Source organism: Runella sp. R0.1_18 (genome assembly GCF_057652155.1).
The window spans coordinates 73,954-94,673 of the sequence record NZ_JBYFCK010000013.1; the positions used below are offsets into that span (position 1 = coordinate 73,954).

At 43.9% G+C, this 20,720-nt stretch carries 16 protein-coding genes; 5 read left to right on the forward strand and 11 right to left on the reverse strand.

Annotated features, from left to right (window positions below):
* The first annotated feature begins 109 nt into the window (after positions 1 to 109).
* Together AC23P2_RS20900 and AC23P2_RS20905 are read left to right on the forward strand one after the other, a co-directional pair.
* Positions 110 to 1,369, forward strand: a complete 1,260-nt coding sequence (locus tag AC23P2_RS20900) for an AAA family ATPase (RefSeq protein WP_487775001.1) — start codon at positions 110 to 112, stop codon at positions 1,367 to 1,369.
* On the forward strand, positions 1,370 to 2,083 hold the full coding sequence (locus AC23P2_RS20905; RefSeq protein WP_487775002.1) for a hypothetical protein: 714 nt from the start codon (positions 1,370 to 1,372) through the stop codon (positions 2,081 to 2,083). It abuts the gene before it with no gap.
* Positions 2,084 to 2,089: 6 nt separating this feature from the next.
* On the opposite strand, the gene AC23P2_RS20910 is transcribed toward AC23P2_RS20905, so the two are convergent.
* Positions 2,090 to 3,376: a hypothetical protein gene (locus tag AC23P2_RS20910; protein ID WP_487775003.1), complete on the reverse strand. Its 1,287-nt coding sequence runs from the start codon at positions 3,374 to 3,376 to the stop codon at positions 2,090 to 2,092.
* 380 nt (positions 3,377 to 3,756) lie between these two features.
* Here AC23P2_RS20910 and AC23P2_RS20915 point away from each other — a divergent pair, with 380 nt between their 5' ends.
* On the forward strand, positions 3,757 to 7,134 hold the full coding sequence (locus AC23P2_RS20915) for a UvrD-helicase domain-containing protein (RefSeq protein ID WP_487775004.1): 3,378 nt from the start codon (positions 3,757 to 3,759) through the stop codon (positions 7,132 to 7,134).
* Positions 7,135 to 7,557: 423 nt separating this feature from the next.
* On the opposite strand, the gene AC23P2_RS20920 is transcribed toward AC23P2_RS20915, so the two are convergent.
* The 10 genes from AC23P2_RS20920 to bcp form a co-directional block, all read right to left on the reverse strand.
* Positions 7,558 to 9,255: a M14 family metallopeptidase gene (locus AC23P2_RS20920; RefSeq protein ID WP_487775005.1), complete on the reverse strand. Its 1,698-nt coding sequence runs from the start codon at positions 9,253 to 9,255 to the stop codon at positions 7,558 to 7,560.
* 21 nt (positions 9,256 to 9,276) lie between these two features.
* Entirely contained in the window at positions 9,277 to 11,919 is a 2,643-nt protein-coding gene (locus AC23P2_RS20925) for an alpha-L-rhamnosidase N-terminal domain-containing protein (protein ID WP_487775006.1), read from the reverse strand.
* A gap of 112 nt (positions 11,920 to 12,031) precedes the next feature.
* Positions 12,032 to 12,469, reverse strand: a complete 438-nt coding sequence (locus AC23P2_RS20930) for a Spy/CpxP family protein refolding chaperone (protein ID WP_487775007.1) — start codon at positions 12,467 to 12,469, stop codon at positions 12,032 to 12,034.
* Positions 12,470 to 12,490: 21 nt separating this feature from the next.
* A complete protein-coding gene (locus AC23P2_RS20935) occupies positions 12,491 to 12,928 on the reverse strand; it encodes a hypothetical protein (RefSeq protein WP_183971443.1) in 438 nt (145 codons plus the stop codon).
* A 71-nt stretch (positions 12,929 to 12,999) separates the two neighbouring features.
* Positions 13,000 to 13,557 (reverse strand): RNA polymerase sigma factor, encoded by a 558-nt coding sequence (locus AC23P2_RS20940; protein WP_487775008.1) that lies wholly within the window; start codon positions 13,555 to 13,557, stop codon positions 13,000 to 13,002.
* Between the two features lie 101 nt (positions 13,558 to 13,658).
* On the reverse strand, positions 13,659 to 14,615 hold the full coding sequence (locus tag AC23P2_RS20945) for a transketolase family protein (protein ID WP_487775009.1): 957 nt from the start codon (positions 14,613 to 14,615) through the stop codon (positions 13,659 to 13,661).
* A 21-nt stretch (positions 14,616 to 14,636) separates the two neighbouring features.
* Positions 14,637 to 15,203: a hypothetical protein gene (locus AC23P2_RS20950; protein ID WP_487775010.1), complete on the reverse strand. Its 567-nt coding sequence runs from the start codon at positions 15,201 to 15,203 to the stop codon at positions 14,637 to 14,639.
* On the reverse strand, positions 15,197 to 16,213 hold the full coding sequence (locus AC23P2_RS20955; RefSeq protein WP_487775011.1) for an AAA family ATPase: 1,017 nt from the start codon (positions 16,211 to 16,213) through the stop codon (positions 15,197 to 15,199). Before AC23P2_RS20955 ends, AC23P2_RS20950 begins: the two co-directional genes overlap by 7 nt.
* Before the next feature lie 133 nt (positions 16,214 to 16,346).
* A complete protein-coding gene (locus tag AC23P2_RS20960) occupies positions 16,347 to 17,204 on the reverse strand; it encodes a transketolase (RefSeq protein ID WP_487775012.1) in 858 nt (285 codons plus the stop codon).
* A gap of 130 nt (positions 17,205 to 17,334) precedes the next feature.
* Complete coding sequence (gene bcp, locus AC23P2_RS20965; RefSeq protein WP_487775013.1) at positions 17,335 to 17,784, reverse strand: thioredoxin-dependent thiol peroxidase; 450 nt, start codon at positions 17,782 to 17,784, stop codon at positions 17,335 to 17,337.
* Positions 17,785 to 18,040: 256 nt separating this feature from the next.
* Here bcp and AC23P2_RS20970 point away from each other — a divergent pair, with 256 nt between their 5' ends.
* Positions 18,041 to 19,174 (forward strand): 5-(carboxyamino)imidazole ribonucleotide synthase, encoded by a 1,134-nt coding sequence (locus AC23P2_RS20970; protein ID WP_487775014.1) that lies wholly within the window; start codon positions 18,041 to 18,043, stop codon positions 19,172 to 19,174.
* A gap of 169 nt (positions 19,175 to 19,343) precedes the next feature.
* A complete protein-coding gene (locus AC23P2_RS20975) occupies positions 19,344 to 20,657 on the forward strand; it encodes an NAD(P)/FAD-dependent oxidoreductase (RefSeq protein ID WP_487775015.1) in 1,314 nt (437 codons plus the stop codon).
* The last annotated feature ends 63 nt before the right edge of the window (positions 20,658 to 20,720 follow it).

Consider the following 20,720-nt stretch of genomic DNA (forward strand, 5'->3'; position numbering starts at 1 on the left):
ATGATGGTCTAACACTATTTTTACGGAAAACGTTTAATTCGTTGGGAGGATTAAGGCTTTAAAGACCTTTTAGCTATTTTTGTGATAAATAACAATAAATTCTTTGCGCATGATTAAAAGTATTGAGGTAGAAAATTTCTTTGGTACAAGAGCTTCCCAGAAGGTTTGTCTTAATGCAGGAATTAACCTTCTGGTAGGTATTAATGGGAGCGGGAAATCAAATTTCATCAAAGCATTTACCTTACTCAATAATGCCATAAGGAAGAAAAATGGATTTCAAGAGACATTTAATTTGTGGGGAGGATTCAATTCGGTAGCTAACTTTTCTCAAGAAGCGTCCAAACAAATTAGGCTGGTTTTTGAGTTTGATAAAACATACCTCAATTCAGTAATAGAAGATAAAAAAGGGTTCGCTTTCCCGAATAACCCATTTTATGAAATTGTAATTCACAGCTTGGGGAACGATTCTTCTTATTTTATTTCTGAAAAGCTATACAATGAAGGGGTAGGAGGAAAACGCCCATTTGTCTATTTAGACATGCAAAATGGAAAAGGGTTTATCTCTGAAAGAAAAGATGGAAAAAGTAGGCTGGTTTGGAAGGAAACGGATACAATACAGATAGAATACAAGGAAGTAGGGGGAGTTTTTGATGATAAAGAATTAGTAATTAGTCAGGTAGGAACCGATACGCTACGCTTTTTTCCTCTGTTTTTAATTCGTAAGGCCATCGAAGACCTAGATGTCTATACTTATTTTGATGTGACATTGAATAGTCGAGCTCGTCAATGGAATAAAGATTTAGGCGAGGATAGACTACATGGTGATGCTGGTAATTTGTCGCTTGTTTTTCAGCGCCTTAACGCGAAATATCCGCTGGCTTTTGGAAAAATTCAAGAAGCTGTTACGAAGGTTAATCCTTATTTTAAAAACATTACTTTTGATTATATAGGGGGTAATTTTCGGATTATTCTTACCGAAAAACAACTCATTCAGAATATTCCATTGGAAAGTATTTCTGATGGGACATTACGGTACTTGATTTTGTTAGCAATTATTTACAACCCGAGTGCTGGAAAACTGATTTGTTTTGATGAGCCAGAATTGGGCTTGCATCCTGATATGATTAGTATTCTTGCTGAAACGTTGCGAGAAGGGGTAAAGTTAGGGAAGCAGTTTATTATTGCGACTCATTCGCCAATGCTATTAAATTGCTTTGAGTTAGATGATGTTTGGATTTTTGAAAAAGATGAGGCAAACCAAACATTAATAACCTCAAAATCGGAAGAAGATTTTGAAAACTGGTTCGAAGAGTTTTTACCTGGTAAATTGTGGTTGAGTGGTTTGTTAGGAGGCAGACGCTGGGGGTAGATGAAAGATACGGTATTTATTGAAGGAGGAGGGCCACCTACTACTGAGTTAAAGGGAGAGTTTGCAGGGTTAACAGAGCAAGCTTTTTTGCTGCAAACGGCATTTTATCGCTTATTTGAGCAAGAAATTCCGAATTTAAAAGTAGTTTTTGATATACGTCCGAGCGGTGGGTATAAGCAAACGTTATTTGCCTTTGTAAATTTTTTGAGTAGATTTTCAGATGTAAGAGCCTATACAGTTCTTGATTTTCAAGAATTAAAACGTGATTTTGGAGGAGAAAATGCAGAAGAACATAAAAAGAATCTGTTTGCTTTCGCGGATGAAAAAATAGCATTTGGGTATTGGCCACAACCACGAAAAGAATGGACATATTATCAGGATGTTGTGTTTTTTATGATTCAGACGATGGAAGCTTGGATACTTTCCCAGCCTGACATAATTTACAATGAGTTTCGATACCTAAAACACCGTAGAGAGGCTTGGGAAGAAAAAGTAAATACGCATTTGAGTTCCAAAGTTGTGAGCCAGATTTCAAGTCCAGATAGTGTTTTAGGATATTTATTGGGGTGTTTTGAAGAAGAGAAAAAAGGTAAATGGAAAAAAGTGAAATACAGTAAAATTCAAACAGCTTCTCAGCTGCTCCCTAAATTGTCGTTGAAAAAATTGATGCAAGATTTTGAAGATGTAGAGCAACTTGTAATCAAGCTTAAATAACCTTCCTCAAGGCACTGTCTCTAACATCCAATCAAATGGTTTTTTGGCCAAGGGAAATGTTTTGTTTTTTCTCTTTAAGACCACTTTCAACGAGTCATTTTGCACTTTTCCTTTGAGGATTAGGGTGTTGGTGTCGGGTAAAGCGCATTGGAGTATGAACAAATGAGCGCTATCGCTGGAGCGTTTTTTGAAGGAAATCGTTTGGTGTAGAGAATCCAATTTATAACCAAAATACGCCCGCCCGTACCGAATTCTGAACAGGGTGTCGGTGGTCTGAATGCTTCCGCTGTTGTTTTTCTCAAAAATCACATCCTTCCAGCGGAGGCTATCGGCTGCCATTCGCCCCGAGGTTTCAAACGAGGCCACGTCGAAAACACCCGTCGTCAAGACTTCTTTGGGAGGGGCGTCGTTGAAAGGATGAAGGCTCGATTGGTAGGAGGAGTAAAAAGGAAAAACGATAAATAAACCGATGAAAGCAACTTTTAGCAAAATGCGAGACGTCTGCATCCATTTTTGCGAAAATACATAAGCGGGCGGAAGTGGCTCGGTAGGCTGATTGAGCACAAAAAAGCGAAGAAGGCGCTGGGCATCGGTAAATAATAAAATACAACTAAAGACAAACAAGTGCATCGAAAACAGCTTTACAGGGATGTTGTAGGCCAAATTCATCATTGCCACGTTTAGAAAAACGCCCGCAGCCACCAACGCCCCCAAGGTACTTGTGCGTCGGAAAATGAGCAACGCTCCCGCAACGCATTCCATCACCCCCGAAAATACCTCGTAGGGCTGCGAATACCCAATAAAAAACCAAGCAAGGCGCATCGGAGACAAATCGCCAATGAGTGTGGCGAACTGGCTCAAATTGGGAAAAGGCATTTGTTGGGCATACACTTTGATAATCCCATACACGAACGAAACCATGCTGACGTAATACCGAAGCCCTACAATGAGCCAATAGTAGGCAGTTTCGTAACTTGGTCTTTTGCGGTCGAGCAGCGACCAAAGTGCCGTTCCGACGACGGCCATGAGGCTGTGAAAGCATAACTCTGCGTACCCAAACGAGGTGTCGCCGCTGCCCGCTATGGGAACCAATGTGTCTTTGATATGAAATAAGGACTGGTTGAGCCATTCCACCATTGCTTTTTCAGCGGCGGTATAAATGCCGTACACCGTGTTTATTAAAGGTAGCTGCGCCAAACCAAAGAAATTGATACAGTACAAACCGAGGTAAATGGCTGTGAAACGAAAAATGATTTTACGCCAAAGTGGCCAATCGGAGGGTGATGTGAGCATGTAACAAAAGGAAAGAGGTTGGTTATTTTAGGGCTATTTACAAAAAAACAAAAAATAGCTAACTTGTGCACAATTCTAGTGTATTTGTACGGCTTTTGAGATAAAAGAGGTAGCCCTCGGATTACGTTTAATGATGGAGTGGAGTTCTACATTGACGACTATTGTGTGGTCGTCTAAGAAAAAGTCTATCGAGTGATTGCGCCCATGGACGTACCATTGGCAGGGGCCATTTGTGCAATTAGCTGGGCTACGTTTCCAAATACTTCAACTACACTCATTGCTTTGTAGGACTTATTGTTTTTACAAAAATACTGTTTTCTGTCAGATTCCCTATAAATGGACTAACTTGCGTACCTCGAAAACAAGTTAGTTTTTCATTTATGTTCAAAATTGTCAGCTCATCGGCAGGGTCGGGAAAAACTTATACCCTTACCAAAGAATACCTCAAGCTCGTTCTTCAAAACGATAACGCTTATTATTTTAAGCACATTCTTGCCATTACGTTTACCAAAGCCGCTACCCGCGAAATGAAGGAACGTATTTTGGGACGTTTGCAGGTATTTGCCGAAGGCGGAAACGACCCCATGTTAGGTGATATTATTCGTGAACTTTACCCCGAAACACTCAATGATTTAGAAGGTGCCTACAAAGTACAAGAACAGTCGCTGAGGACGCGAGCAGAACGTGTTTTTAAGCAAATCTTGCACGATTATAGTGATTTTGCAGTGATGACGATTGATAGCTTCGTCCAACGGGTAGTGAGCGCATTTACGGACGAACTGGGAATGCCGTTTTCGTTTGAAGTGGAGATGGAAGCGGGTGAACTTTTATTGATGGCGGTAGAACGTTTGCTCGAACATACGGGCGATGATTCCTACGGAGAATTGACTGATATTCTGGAGTCGTTTTACTTGGAAGCAGGGCAGGATGGTCAAAACTATCATAATTTGCCCGAAGCATTGGCGAGTTTTGCCACCGATTTGCTCAACGAACAACGCTACGCGGCCATTGTTCAAAATTCGGAGTTAACGGCCAAAGACTTTAAAAAAATCCGTCGGCAGTTAGTGGCAGCCATCAAAATGTGGGAGAATCAAATCATTAAATGGGCGGAGGAAGGGCAACGGCTAATTTTGGAAAAAGGGCTTGACGAGAAAGATTTTGCGTACGGAACCGTCTTTAAGTATTTTAAAAAACGCACCGAAGATTCGGAAACGATGTCTGAGCCTGGTAGTCGCGAGAAAGATGCGTTTGAAAATGACAAAGGGTGGTTGACAAAGTCGGCGCGTCCGTTTGTGGTGGAGGCAGTTGAAACCCTTAAACCGCAATTGGCCGATTGCTACGGGCACATTGAGAAAATTCGCCTCGAAAACAGCAAACAGTATTTCTTGTATCAACAGCTGATTCCGCACTTGTACCATTTGTCGTTGTTGAACGAAATTAAGGAAGAATTTGACCGTCAACTTCGAGAAAATAACCGCGTCCACATTTCGGAATTTAACCAAAAAATCCTCAAAATCGTCACCGAAGACCCCGTACCGTTTATTTACGAACGACTGGGAGAGAAATTTAATCACATACTAATTGACGAGTTTCAAGATACTTCAAAATTGCAGTTTGCCAACCTCTTGCCACTGATTGACAATAGTTTAGGGTATGAACACTTCAACTTGGCCGTGGGTGATTCTAAGCAAGCAATTTATCGTTTTCGCGGTGGTGACATGGACCAAATCATTGCGCTTCATTCCAAAAAAATGGATCGCCTGTACCGCTCTTTGGGCGACAGTGAACTGACGGTGGAGCGCCTCGAAAATATTCGCTGGCACCTCAAAGACGACGTGCTTCGTACCAACCGCCGAAGCGCCCGCGAAATCATTGAATTTAACAATGCCTTTTTTGAAACGGTCGAAAAACTATACCGCGACCAATTTCCTTTGGCGCAGGAAGTGTTTGCCCAAGTTGCCCAAGAAATTCCACCTACTCCTAAAACGGGTGGACAAGTGAACATCGAATTTGTGGAAGGAAAAGAAGGCGATGACGAAAACGACACTCCAGTGATGATTACCCGAACGCTGGAGTTGATTCGGCAAGTGACAGAGCAAGAGGGCTTTTCGTTGGGAGACGTGTCGGTGTTGTGCCGTTTTAAACGAGATGCCAAAAAAATTGCCAACCACTTAAAAGAAAACGGCTATAACATTATTTCGGATGATTCTTTGTCGTTGCGGTTTTCGGCAGCGGTTAACTTAGTGACGGCGTTTATGCGGGTATTGGTAAAACCCGACAGCCGATTGGACAAATACGAAGCACTGTATCTTTATTTTCGCCTGATTTTGGAACGGATTCCCGATGCCAACGACAATCGACTCATCAAGGCGGCTGTAGAGTCCACCGATGTGCATTTGTTTTACGACTACGTGAATAAATTGCAAGAAGCGGTTTACGGTCAAAAAAAACTCGACACTCTGCCTTCTACCCTCGACACTCAACTAACGCCTTATAAGTTTTTGCAAATGAGCGCTTATGAGCTTTCGGAAAAACTAATTCAGGTGTTTCGTTTATTCCAATTGGTGGACGAAAGAGACTATTTGTTCCGCTTCTTGGACGTAGTACTTGAATTTAGCACGCAACGCGGTAGTCACTTGGCCGACTTTTTAGAGTATTGGGAAACCCAAAAAGATAAAATTTCGATTTCGGCTCCTTCCGACCCCAACGCCATTACCGTCCAGACTATCCACCGTTCCAAAGGGCTTGAATATCCTATTGTTATCATTCCGTATGCCGATTGGGAGTTTGTGCCTAGTGCCAAACGGGATACCATGTGGGTGAATTTAGAGCCAGCTGACGCATTGGGTGTGTCGTCGTGGGAAACCGCTAATGTAGAAGCAGGTGAATCCGTTGAACACATCGAAGAAAAATTCTTAAAAACAGGCTCAGTAAGAGTCACTTCGGCCCTCGACCAAACCCCCGATGCCATCGCAACCCAGTACCGCGAAGAATGCGAGCGGGTATTTGTCGAAAACTTGAATTTGTTGTACGTGGCTTTTACTCGCCCTACGCGTCGGTTGTACGTACTGGCCAAAGGGGAAAATTTTGAAAAAATCAAAACACCTCGCCGCATTAGTTATTGGTTGTATCAATACCAGCAGTCAGCGGGCAGCGAGGAGAAGTTGGTAGTTAGCAATCAGCCTTTAGTAGGGGATGGCTCTCAAACTCGACATTCTGCACTCGACCCTCGACATTCCTTCTACATTCCTAATGTCATTTCGACCGACCGAAGTCGTGAATTGCGCCTTCGTCGGTTGGCCAATCGGGTGTTTGACGTGGAGACTTTTGAAAGAAAAAAAGACCACGGAAATAAAGTTCACTACGCGTTATCGAAGGTTAAAACGCCCAGTGATGTTCCAATGGCTTTGGCTCAAATGCAAACCGACGGCGTCATTGACGCCTCCGAATCCGCAGAAATTCAAAAAAGCCTCGAAAATATTTTGAAACATCCTGATTTGAAAGGTCTGTTTGACGCTGAGAATACGGTACTCAACGAGCGCGAAATCTTAACGCCCGATGGTAACCTTCATCGCCCCGACCGCGTTGTGTTTTTACCAGAAGAGCGTGTCGTAATTTTAGACTACAAAACGGGTATTCCGCTCGACAGCCATTCACGGCAAATCAAACGTTATGTTAATTTATTCAAAGAAATGGGGAAAAAGCACGTAGAGGCGTTGCTGGTCTATATCGAACGAAACGAAGTGGTGAAGGTGTAGGTCGGACGACAGTGAAGGACAAGGTCAGACGATAGTCAGACCGGATTCAAAGTGCGGGTGTAGGACGGACGACAGTGAAGGACAAGGTCAGACGATAGTCAGACCGGATTCAAAGTGCGGGTGTAGGTCGGACGACCGTGAAGGACAAGGTCAGACGATAGTCAGACCGATTTCTAGGAAAGCAGTCTTCGGGTCAGACGATAGCCCGACCTGACAAGCTACTATCGGGTTTGACTATCGTCTGACCCTGAATAATATAAGTAGAATATTTTTATAAAAAAATGTGACATCAGGGTATGTTTTCTCGTATATATGACAAACACAGTTGTCAAAACAAACCCCGACAAAACATGGATCCATTTTTTTACTTTGGCGAAGATGAGTTTGAGTCAGACGAGCCGACTCAAACTCCTGATACAATGGCTACTTCGACAAGCGATACACAGGATACCGCAAGTATGATTTCTCCGAATATGGAGAGTTTTTGTAGATAAATTCTAACTGCGCAGCACCATTTTTGGCGAAAGATTCGTCTGCTTTTTTACGTTCTTCCAACTTCTGCTTTAACGTGGCGTCTTTGCGGAGCAAGTCGGCCGCTACGTCTTCAAACACATAGGCCGAAAAGTGCTCTTTTTGTGCCAAAATACTATCAAAGAAATTCCACGAAAAAAACGAATCGGGCGCTTGTGGTTCAAGGGTCTCGATAATGTATCGATTGCTCGGCTGATTGGTCGAGATGACGTAGTCACCTTGGTAAAACGGCAATTTTTGGGTTTCCTTACGGAGCGTTACTCCCGTGTGGTTATAGTGCCCTTCGTAAGGCTTGGCGGGGCTTTTGTAGTCTTCAATGTAATATACCTCTACTTCCATTTCGGTATCTTTTGGCAGTGTTTGCATTTGTACACCGTTGAGTTTTAAAAGCTCAATCACCCGCCCCCAACTTTGTGGAATGATGTAAGATGTTGGTTTTTCTATTTGTAAATCAGGGACGTAGTGGTCGTAAAAAGGGATTCGTTTGGTAAACGGCTCATTTCTATCATAATAGAGTCGATTAAGTCCGCTCACTTCGCTGGGCTTGTATTTGGCGGCAAACCCTTTAAATGTAATAGAATCTGCCACCGAGCGATCCAATTTCCAACTTAACGGAAACTTTGTTTGAGCCGCCACTGCGGCATCAGCTTTTTGTTTGTTGGCTACAATTGTGTTGGCGTGTTTTGCGGCAAGCTCCAAAGTAATTTCCATAAAGGCATACGTTCCTTTGACGCGTGTCGGGTAATCCTTGAGCATGTGAAGTTCTACTACAAAAGTTTCGCAGTTGAACAACGACGCGTACCCAGAGCTGTAACGTGGCCCGTCGTTAAAGCCCAAATAACCCGTTTCGGGGGTTGCGCCAAACGCATTGACGTACGGAACGGGAGGGAAACCAAAAGCGGACAGTTTTTGATCGAGAGCAGGATTAAATTCTTTGCTAAAAAAGCCTGAAACCAGCGCGTTGAATTTGTCTTTTTGGGTCGAAAAATACGTGACTGCGTGTTGATAGTCAGCACCGTTAGAGGTGTGATTGTCGATAATGATGTGTGGTTTCCAGGCTTGGAACATCCGTTGCCACGACTCCGAATTTTTTGAATCCGTTTTGATAAAATCACGATTCAGGTCGTAGTTTCGTGAATTAGCACGGAATCCGTAAGTATTGGGGCCGTTTTGATTGATGCGCGAAACCCCGCGATTGAGCGCGCCGTCCACGTTGTAAACAGGTACAATACAGAGTACGACGTTGGCAGGAAGGGCTTTCTTCTCCAACAATTCCCGCGTCCACATCATGCTGGCGTCAATCCCTTCGGGTTCGCCAGGGTGAATACCGTTGTTGACCAATAAAGTAACTTTTCCCGCCTGTGGTTTAAAGATTTTGTTGGCCGAAAGTACAAACAAATGAATAGGTTTGCCGATGTCGGTTGTTCCTACTTCAATCAGCGACGCTTGGTCATATTTTTTGTCCAAAGCCTGATAGAAGCGAATAATTTCGTCGTAAGTAGCCGTTTCTTGGCCTTTACTGGTTTCGTACGAAATGGTTTGTGCCCATAAAATAGGCGACCACAAAAGCAATAGTAGCACTTTTTTCATGCGGTGTGATTGATTAGTTTGTTAGATGGTTTTGACAATAAATGTGTGTGTACGACCCGAAGTTAAACGATACTTGCGAAGGCCGTTGGCAGGTTGCCCAATGGCAGGTAGGCTTTTTAGCTCTTCGGCAGCAGGTACCACAAGCTCAGCTTCGCATCCTTGCGGAAGTGAAATTTCGAGGGTTCGGTTGCCGAGTTTTCCCGTTGCACTAAATAAAATAGAACCTTGCGCCGTATAATTGATGAGCGAAAGCTGTTCCAAATCACCCAATTGAGGCCTTATTTGGGCTTTTTTAAACGCTGGACTGAGTGGCTGAATACCCGCCAACCCCATGTAGGTTACAAAAAGGGGCGCTACGGGGCAATGGCTCCATTGTTGTGTAGTATCGTGACGAACGTGCCATGTTTCGGCCAAGGTGTTGTTCTCAGCTACGGACTCCATTCCATACCAACGCGCACGAAAATCGTCGAGAATAGGCTGGACGTTTCCTGCTTTTGCCAGTGCCCAGTAGCGCCAGTTGGCATTGGCGGGGTAGGAAAGACCCAAGTTGGCAGGCGGATTGGCCAGCGCTTTTACACAAAATTTGGTGATTCCCTCGGGGCATTGGTCGTATAAAATGGCTGTAGCTAACGAACGGTCGCAGATGCGCTCTTCTTTTTCTTCGGCTACCCAGGGCAAGTTATTGATAAACATTCCTCTGGCCGAACTCCAAAAGAGCTTTACCGTAGTTGTCTGAATTTCGTTTCCAACGGCGCGTGCTTTGTTGGCAAGGTCGCTCATGCCCACGGCATCGCAAAGCGGAGCGAAAGCCTTTTGCATCATAGCTGCCGTGTAGAGGTTAAATGCGCACTGCTTATGTCGTTGTTTTTTGTAGGCATCATGATCCATCCAAACGGTTGGTACCCCTAAATTCTCGACAGGAAGAAGTCCGTTGGAAGTGCGAAGTTTGAGGAGGTAATTAAAAAACTTAACCAGTCGAGGCATTACTTCTGTCAAAGCTAGCTTGTCGCCTGTATAAAGATAATAATACCAACAATCGAAATTGAAGCCCACGCCGTGGTCGAGCAAAGGCCCCCAAGGAGTCAGGCCTACTTGCCGCTCCATGACGCGCGCGAGTCGGTCAAAAGCGGGCCATGCGTCCAGAAAATACCCGTCGAGGGTTAGTCCTTGGCTGTAGGTATTTATAAAACGAGCGTGTAAAAGACGGTCGCCAAAGGTGTTTTGGAGGCTATGGATTTGGTGGCCACAATCGCCGCTGTATTGCTGACGTTCGCGCGCCATCCCATCGATAATCGTTTCTTGACATGAGTTATGCAAGGTATTAATCGCAGCTTCGAGTACTTTTTGAATTTTAGCATCGCTGCACTGAACTTGGGCAGGATTCGGCCAAGGATACTGCCGACGGCGAACGCCCACATTGCTCACAATGGCTTGTCCTTCGCCCCCGTGTATGTGAAGCTGCAACCACCGCAATGATTCATAATCAAAGGTTTCGAAGCGGTTGGTGCCCGTGCGGCAAATAAAGCGAGTCCACGAATTAAATTTGGTATTCAGCAGCGGTTCTCCTCCCACAAGGTGCGCTTCTTGCACCATGAGTTCGATGATGGTTCCGCTGGGGGCGTCAATTGTAAAATAGGGAAAACCAACGACCTGCTCTTTCAACTCAAATGTCAAAATGGCACCACGCTCTTTGTCCACATTAACAGTCCATCTTTGCGGCGTACTACTTACCACACACGGTAGGCGCTGAACAACGTACGCATCGGGCGTACCAAATTCAAAATACTCCTGCGGGCTTCGTTTCCATCGAACGGTCATCGACTCAGCCAGTTTTGTAACCGAAACGAGGTTTTCTTTGAGCAGTGGAATCGTTCGGCTGCGTAGTTGCGACGCTTCCACGCGGCCACTGATGTCTAAGGCATATTCGTTGAAGGTACTGTTGATGGGGGGCTTGTTGGCGGGGTTGTTGAGTTCTTGTGCCAAAAGCCATTCTTCAAACGGGACATATTCGGCGGTGTACCATTTGTGGGGGTAATGGCGTGCGTCAAATTCTTCTTGAAAAGCCCGTAAATACCAGCGTTTGTAGTGCCCAGGTTGCCAACTGCGCGCAATGAGGGTCTGCCAAGTCCCATCCGAAATTACTTGAAGGGTATTTCCGTTGGCAAATTCAATATCAATTTTAAAAAGAAACCCAGGTTTTCCTACGGGCCAGGTTCCATCACCGTGCCCATAAAACAACACCTGCGCGCCCAAAACGTTGGTGCCTGCGTTGAGGTGATTGGTCAGGTCAAGTGGGTCGGCTTCTGTCCAACGGGGATCTGAAGGTGCGGGGCCAAACTGAATACGTTGCCCATTGGCAAAAAATAGATACCGACTATCGCCAATGATATACCCTTTTGCGCTGCGTGGCTTAGAAGGTAAATTTACTTCTTTTCTAAAAAGCACTACGGTATTGGGCAGGCACCGCTGCATTGGGTACCAAATCCATTTGGCGGGGCTTAAATCGAGGGCAAGGGTAGGTGAGGGACCAAAAAAGGGTTGGGGGGAGATTGGCAAAGAAGAGGGCGTAGAGGTTTCTGGAGCGTTCGGAGCTAACCATAAGGAAAGGCTACTGACTGACGAATTTTTCAGAAACGTACGGCGGGATGTAGTAAAATCTATCATACGTGAGGTTAGGTAAATGCGCCTACAAGTTACACAAGCCCACGGATTTTTAACAAAAAAGGCAGGGAATTTACATTGCCCTGCCTAACCTTTATACGACATATTTTTTTAATTACTCTTTTCCCGAACGTGGGTTGCGGTTGAGGCGTTGTAAAAGCATTTGCGTGAACATCTGTTCTGCTTTATAAAGCTCTGCTAACTGCCTGACGTTGATAACTTTGAGGAATTTTGTAACGTATTCTTTCTCCAAATCAACTTCTTTTTGCTGCAAATTCAGCGATTCTTTGATATTGGCAAGAATTTTTTCGTCGGGCGTTGTCAGGGTATTGGTTTCGACAATAAGACGACGCATTTGTTTGCGAATCTCTTTTTTCTTCCCGTCAAAATCGTTGTAAATTGGCCAAAACTGCTGAGATTGTTCGGCAGATAAATTGAGGCGATTGGTGATGAGACCAATTTTGGCGTTTTCTATTTTTTGGTTTCCTCCGTCCTGTGCCATAGCGGCGTGGGTGAGAAGGAAAACGATGGCGACAAACAATAACTTTTTCATGGTTGGTATGTAAGTTGACTACTAAATATTTTCTTCAATATCTGCTTCTTGAATCGCTTTTCGAAGGGCTTCGTCATCGACGTTGAGTTGTTGTAACAATACGTCTTCGTTGGAATAAAGTTCATTGAGAGACGTTTGTTCGCCCATTTCTTGTTGGGTAATTTGTGTATCTTTTAAATAATTATAGATTTCTTGGTCAGAGACTTGACTGAGGCTTTCTTCGCTCAGCGACAATTGTTTTTGGGGATATGTCACCCACAGAAGTGCCCCAACCACGCTGGCCGCTGCTCCTACGATGGCCGTACGCCGCCACGACCAACCGATGGTAAATTTTGTTTCTTTTTCGTCGATATGCTCGTGCAAACGCGTCTGAACCATTGAAGGAAGTTTGTCAAAATATCCTTCGGGGGTTTCAAATGGAAGTTTGCGGTCAAGTTGTTCAAGTTTTATCTTTTTCATGGATGTGGTAGTTTGCCCAATGCCCTTTTACGATTCCTTTTTTGTTTTTGACAAACCTGCGACAATAAAGTTTAATCTTCCCCGTTTAAAATCTTCTCAATTTTTGCTACAGCATGGTGATAGCTCGCCTTCAATGCACCCACGGAGGTTTTCGTAATTTCAGAAATATCCTCGTAGGTAAGGTCATCAAAATACTTCATATTGAAGACCAAACGCTGCTTTTCGGGCAGCGTAAGTACGGCTTTTTGTAGTTTTAATTGTATTTCATCGCCTGCCATGGGGTAGTCGGAATGGCCTGTGGCGCTTTCTAATTTTTCGAGCAGTTCGCCCTCAACGTCGTTAATAGAAAGAAAAAAACGACGACGTTTTTTGTTTAAAAAATTAAGACACTCATTGGTGGCAATGCGATAAAGCCACGTATAAAGCTGGGAGTCGCCGCGAAAATTTTCGAGCGACTGCCAGGCTTTTATGAAGGTTTCTTGCGTCAAATCGTCAGCATCATCATGATCAATCACCATCTTGCGAATGTGCCAATACATTTTCTGCTGGTACTTTCGAACCAGTTGATTGAAAGCAAAATTACGGCTTTCAGGATTGGCAAATTTCTCAATAATGGTTTGGTCAGTCATGCGCTACACTTTATGTTATTAGTTATCTGTTATTGGTTAACCGTTTTGGTCGAAAGCATACAAACTCAAACGTTTGACTAATAACAGATAACTGTTAACAATTATTTCTTTCTAGAGATAGCACGTTTGGCGGCTTCTACGATGGCTTTGGCCGAAAGACCGTATTTTTCCATCAATTGAGCAGGTGTGCCACTTTCGCCAAATGTATCTTTTACTCCTACGTATTCCAACGGAGCAAGGTGTTTTTGAATCAACACCTGTGCGATACTGTCGCCCAATCCGCCTGCGACTTGGTGTTCTTCAGCCGAAACAGCACATCCCGTTTTCTTTACAGAAGCTAAGATAGCTTTTTCATCCAAAGGTTTAATGGTATGGATGTTGATGATTTCGGCGTTGATGCCTTCTGCTTCGAGCATTTCACCCGCCTGAATCGCTTCCCATACCAAATGGCCTGTGGCAAAGATACTTACGTCAGTACCTTCGTTGACCATCCATGCTTTCCCGATTTCAAATTTTTGGTCAGCATCCGTAAATACGGGGATGACAGGACGGCCAAAACGCAAATATACTGGGCCATCGTGCTCAGCAATCGCGATGGTCGCGGCTTTGGTTTGATTGTAGTCGCATGGGTTAATGACGGTCATGCCAGGAAGCATTTTCATCATACCTAAATCTTCCAACACTTGGTGCGTAGCCCCATCTTCGCCTAAGGTAAGACCTGCGTGCGAAGCACAAATCTTTACGTTTTTGTGCGAATACGCTACGCTTTGGCGTACTTGGTCATATACGCGGCTGGTAGCGAAGTTGGCGAATGTTGTAGCAAATGGAATTTTACCACCAATGGTAAGTCCAGCCGCCATGCCAATCATGTTGGCTTCCGAAATCCCGCACTGAATAAAGCGCTCTGGGTTTTCTTTGATAAACGCGTCAAGTTTCAACGAGCCCACGAGGTCGGCGCAAAGCGCAACGACGTTAGGGTTGGTCTGACCTAATACTTGCATACCCGCACCGAAACCGCTACGAGTGTCTTTTTTTTCTGTGAACGTGTATTTTTTCATATAAAAACGTGAATTGCAAAGTTAGAGATTGAGTGATTCTAATTTATTTAAAAAGTAACGAGCACTAGGGCAATTGGGATGCGCAGCGGCATTTCGAAGGGAAAAGCCATATTTAAGCATTCTCGCGGCCAAAATATCTTTTGTACCTACACCCCGTTTTGTTTTTTCTAAGAAAAGAGTTCTTAATTTCTCAAAAGGAGACGTTTCTTTTTCTGGAAAATCGAAAAAGAAACCAGCATCATCCATCAATTGGCGAAGCGTATCACTATCGGCCAAAAACCAAGCCTCAATTTGTTTTACGGCAACGACGATAATGGTATCATCTCCACCTCCGATTCTCTGACGAGTTTTAGTGATACAAGCATCTTCATCTAAATCCGTCAAAATGAATATTTTTTTAGCCCCTGCCGATTTCAAAACGTCAAGGTCTTCTTTTAATTTTTCTGGTAACAAATTCCCGTTTCCGTCGGCATTGATGACAGGCAAAAGTAATTCTAGCTTATGCTCGTGAAGAGTTTTTATAAACTCTTCCGACTCAATGATTTTTCGCTCGGTTTTGCCCTCTACAATAAATCCTATTTTTACCACGGTAACCCACCTCCGAGGGCATTGGTAAGCCAAGCTTCGTCCATGCGTAAGCCAAAATAATCTTTGCCTTTAAACTGTTTGATTTGGGTAGCTCCTTGTTTTTTATCCACCACAATCAGTTCGTCAGCCCTTAAATGGCGGACAAGCGTAGGAGAATGGGTATTTAACCAAATATAATGTCCCTTTTCCTGACAAGCATTGCGAAAAAGCTCCACAAATTGCTCAATAACATAAGGTGTAAGCCCATTTTCAGGCTCTTCGATGCATAAAAATTGGGGTTCATCCGATTGATAAACAGCAGCTAAAAGTGCCAACATATTGTAAGTACCGTCGGAAAGTAAATCTTTGGTAAAAGGTTTTTTTATTCCTTTTTCATACATTACCAAGGTATCGGTGCCACTTAAATCGCTTGAGACGATTTCTATATTCTCAAAACCTGGAATAAATAAATCAAGCCATTCTTTAATTTCTTCTCGCTTTGTTTCGTCTAATAGAATGCGTTTTAATACTTTTTCGAGGTTAGAAGCTGCGATATTTAAGCGTGCGTTATCGTTTATAGCAAGTTTTAATAGTTGATGTTTAGCTATAAAAATTCTATGGAACTCGTCAATGAATTGTTTGTAATTGCCTTGCTTTGAAATTCCAAGTATCTTGAAGGGTTTGTCTTTGTCAAAGACTGTTTGTATATTATTGAAATTTTCTACTATTCTATTATTAGAAAAAGTTAATTCAGCTTCTGAAGCAAATTGTTCAAAATTATATTTAACCTCAAAAGTTAGCTGTTGTTTAGAAAATAAACTGTAATTTAAAAAAAAACTGTGGCCGCCGAAGAGGCTTTCTACTTGGCTGGCTTTGCTCTTACTTAGGTGGCTAAAAAATTCCAATGCCTCAAAAATATTCGACTTACCAGACCCATTTGGCCCGACAAAGACCGTAAATGGATTAGGTTCGACGATTTCCAAATCGACAATGGATTTGAAGTTTTTGATATGGAGGCGTTGGAGCTTCATTTAATTTGATGGTTCCACTTCTGTCATTTAACTTTTGTCATTCCGACGAAGGAGGAATCTATATCGCTTGTAGATTCCTCCTTCGTCGGAATGACAGAAAAGACTATTTCGGAATGACAAAAAATTCGATTTATTAATAATCACCCAACGTCTCAGGCAACTGTGCCAGTGCTTGTTCCAATTGCGCATCGTTAGGGGCTACACCGTGCCACTTGTGCGAGTGCATCATGAAGTCAACACCTTGGCCCATTTCGGTTTTCATCATCACAGCGATAGGCTGGCCTTTGCCTACCAAACGCTTGATTTTGCGAAGAAGAGTGGTGAGCTCGTCCATGTTGTTGCCATCTACGTGCAATACCCGCCAGCCAAACGCTTTGTATTTAGCTCCCAAATCGCGGTTATCGTTTACTTTCTTCGTAGAACCGTCAATCTGTTGTCCGTTTACATCGACAAATGCAACGAGGTTATCGACGTTGTTGTTAGGGGCAAACTGAACGGCTTCCCAGATTTGGCCTTCTTGCTGCTCGCCGTCACCCATCAAACAGTACACAAGTGACTTGTCACCGTTGAGTTTTTTTGACAAAGCGGCACCAATAGCTACCGAAAGTCCTTGTCCCAACGAACCAGAGGCGATGCGTACACCCGGAAGGTGCTCATGGGTAGTAGGGTGGCCTTGCAAACGTGAATTAAGTTTACGGAAGGTAGCGAGTTCTTTGACATCGAAGTACCCACGACGCGCCAAAACACTGTAAAAAACAGGCGAAATGTGACCGTTTGACAAGAAGAAGAGGTCTTCTCCTTTGGCGTCCATATTAAACGATAAGTACCCGCCTTTGCCTTTGCGGTTATTGATTTTCATTTGTTGAAAATACAAGGCCACTAACAAATCGGCACAGCCCAACGACCCACCTGGGTGGCCCGATTGGCAGCCGTGAACCATTCGTAAAATATCGCGTCTTACTTGCGAAGCAATGCTTTGTAGCTCAGTCATTTGGATTAGTAAAGTATTGGTAGATTGGAAATTGTTGCAAATATAATTGTCAAAGTGACACTTTAAGGATAATTACTTAGAAAAAACAAGATATTTTCATAAACTGAGTCTTTAACTCCCAATGACTGCCTTATCCAAGTACTTGTGCAGCATGGTTTTTGGTATCAATTTTTGAAATAACTTCTTGAATCACCCCTGCTTCGTCAATGATAAATGTCGTACGAATTGTGCCCATGTACTTACGCCCATATAGCATCTTTTCACCCCAAACTCCGAAGGCTTCGACGATGTTGTGGTCAGGGTCTGCAAGGAGCGGGAAGGGCAAACTATACTTATTAGCAAACTTTTTGTGTGATTTTTCGTCATCGACACTCACGCCCAGCACTACAAAGCCTTTGGCAAGTAAGGCGTCATAGTTGTCGCGAAGACTGCAGGCTTGAGCAGTGCAAGCAGGGGTGCTATCTTTGGGATAAAAATAAATAACAATCTTTTTGCCTTGGAAATCAGAGAGTTTGATGGAGTTTCCGTCTTGGTCTTTGGCCTCAAACGAGGGCGCTTTGTCACCAACTTGAAGTGCCATGTCGTACTGCGTGAAGGGGTTATTCTCAGTTAGAATTGTTTTGAGGCCGCAAGATACTAATAATTGTGAAAGGAGTCTGTAACTTTGCCCCCAAACCCAAAATCACTAGAAAGATGCCTTTCCAAAAAGCCTGATGCCGAAAAAGGCTATTTATGAATGGTTTGAGGTAACTGACGGCAACCAACTGGATAACTGTAACAGTGTGCAGGAACGGGTAAAAGAATAACAATTAACGGACAAAAAATAACAGATAACAGTGTTTGATACTAACAAAAAAGTAGGCGTATTGGGCGGAGGACAGCTGGGATTAATGCTGTTGCAAGCGGCCATTGACTGGAATTTGAACGTAAAAATCATTGATGCGGCCGATGCTCCTTGTGCTCCGATTGCTCCTGAGTTTGTAACAGGCTCGTTGCAAGATTATGAAGCAGTGTATCAGTTTGGGCAAGACGTAGATGTCGTAACCATCGAAATTGAAAAGGTGAATGTGGATGCCCTCGAAGCCCTCGAACGAGAAGGTAAAAAGGTATTTCCACAGCCGCATCTGATTCGCTTGATTCAAGATAAGCGTACCCAAAAGCAGTTTTATCGTGAACACGGTTTGCCAACCGCCGATTTTATTTTAACCGATAATCGGGCAGATGTGGCCAATTATGTTGATTTTCTGCCTGCTTTTCACAAATTAGGTCGCGATGGCTACGATGGCAAAGGAGTGCAACGCATTGCCACCCCCGCCGATTTCGAGAAAGCTTTTGATGCACCTGGGCTATTGGAAAAAGCCGTGGATTTTGAAAAAGAATTGGCGGTGATTGTCGCGCGTAATGAAAAAGGCGAAATGGCCACTTTCCCAACGGTAGAGATGGTTTTTCATCCCGAAGCGAATTTGGTGGAATACTTGTTTGCGCCTGCCGAAATCTCAGTCGAGGTAGAACAACAAGCCGAAAGCCTTGCCAAAAAAACGGCCGAAGCGCTGGGCATTGTGGGGTTGTTGGCCGTTGAAATGTTTTTAACCAAAGACGGTCACGTACTTATTAACGAAGTAGCACCGCGCCCACACAACAGTGGCCACCACACGATTCGGGCCAATGTGACGTCTCAGTTTGAGCAGCATTGGCGGGCTATTCTGAACTTACCTTTGGGAGATACCACGGCCTACACACCTGCGGCCATGGTAAACTTGCTGGGGGAAGAAGGCCATACGGGTCCTGCATATTACGAAGGCATGGACGAAGTGCTTGCTACGCACGGCGTTTTTCCTTTCTTGTACGGTAAAAAAATCACGAAGCCATTCCGTAAAATGGGTCACATCACCGTGACAGACAGTAGCCTAGAAAAGCTAAAAACAAAAGCGGAGTGGGTAAAAGGAGTGTTGAAAGTAGTGACAAAATAAAGAACCAACCACCCGTTGGATGTGTTCTTGAGATAGGAAGCTGTGTTGGCTTCCGATATTCATAACGCCATTTAATTTACATTGAGCAAATAAGCTAGAAAAGGTAAGCTAAATCAACATTTTACTTGCCTTTTATCAACTTGCTTATTTGCTCACTTCTTCTTCAAACATGACTCCCAATCTTCCCAAAACCGAGCTTAAGCGCGTCGTCATCGTTGGCGCGGGTTTCGGTGGGCTTGTGCTTGCACGCAAGCTTTCGCAACGTTCAGATGTACAAATCGTACTTGTTGATAAAAATAACTACCATCAATTTCAGCCCTTGTTTTATCAAGTGGCTATGGCGGGGTTAGAGCCGAGTTCTATTTCGTTTCCGTTGAGGAAAGTGTTTCAATCAAAAAAGAACGTTCACATCCGAGTGACGGACGTGAAGCACATCAATACCGAAACCAACGTCATTGAAACGGGTTTAGGAATGATTGAGTACGATTATTTGGTATTGGCGACAGGGGCAGATACCAACTTTTTTGGGATGAAAAACATCATCGAAAATGCCATGCCGATGAAATCAGTGAGCGAGGCGTTGGCAATTCGAAATCGGATGTTACAGAATTTTGAAGAGGCACTTAGTACGCAATCGCTCGAAGAACGGCTGGGGCTGATGAACATCGTCATTGTAGGAGGAGGCCCGACGGGCGTGGAAATTGCGGGGACGTTGGCCGAAATGAAACGTCATATTTTGCCAAAAGATTATCCCGAACTGAACTTCGATTCGATGCAGATTTACCTCTACGAATCGTCGCCTGCGGTACTGGAAGTGATGTCGCAAGAGGCGTCGGTCAAAGCCAAAGAGTACCTCACCGACTTGGGCGTAAACCTCCGCCTCGGAATGCGAATTACTGACTTTGACGGAAAATATGCGTACACCAATACAGGCGACCGTTTACGAACCAACAACTTGATTTGGGCGGCAGGAGTAAAAGCCAATGGTATCGACGGAATCCCAACGGAAGCGTACGGCCGAGGTGGGCGTATCAAAGTAAACCGTTTTAATCAGGTAGAAGGCTTCGCTAACGTTTTTGCGCTGGGTGACGTGGCATTGATGACCGAAGAAAAATATCCCAATGGACACCCTCAGTTGGCGCAACCCGCCATGCAGCAAGGGGAGTTGTTGGCCAAAAATTTCAGTCGATTATTGAAAGGTCAAGAAATGCAGCCTTTTACCTACAAAGATTTAGGCTCTATGGCAACCGTGGGGCGTAATTTGGCGGTAGTGGACTTGCCGTTCTGGAAGTTTCAGGGCTTTTTTGCTTGGGTGACGTGGATGTTTGTGCACCTGATTTCGATTGTAGGGGTGAAAAACCGCCTTTTGATTTTTATCAACTGGCTTTGGAATTATGTCACTTACGACCAATCATTACGCCTGATTATCAAACCAAAAATACTCAAAGAACGAGCGGAAGTGCCTGAAAAGGAAACGGTCTAACTTACCATTCTTCCTGTTTTTTTACTTTTCTTGTTCTCCCAAAACCATTCTTCCCAATCGGGA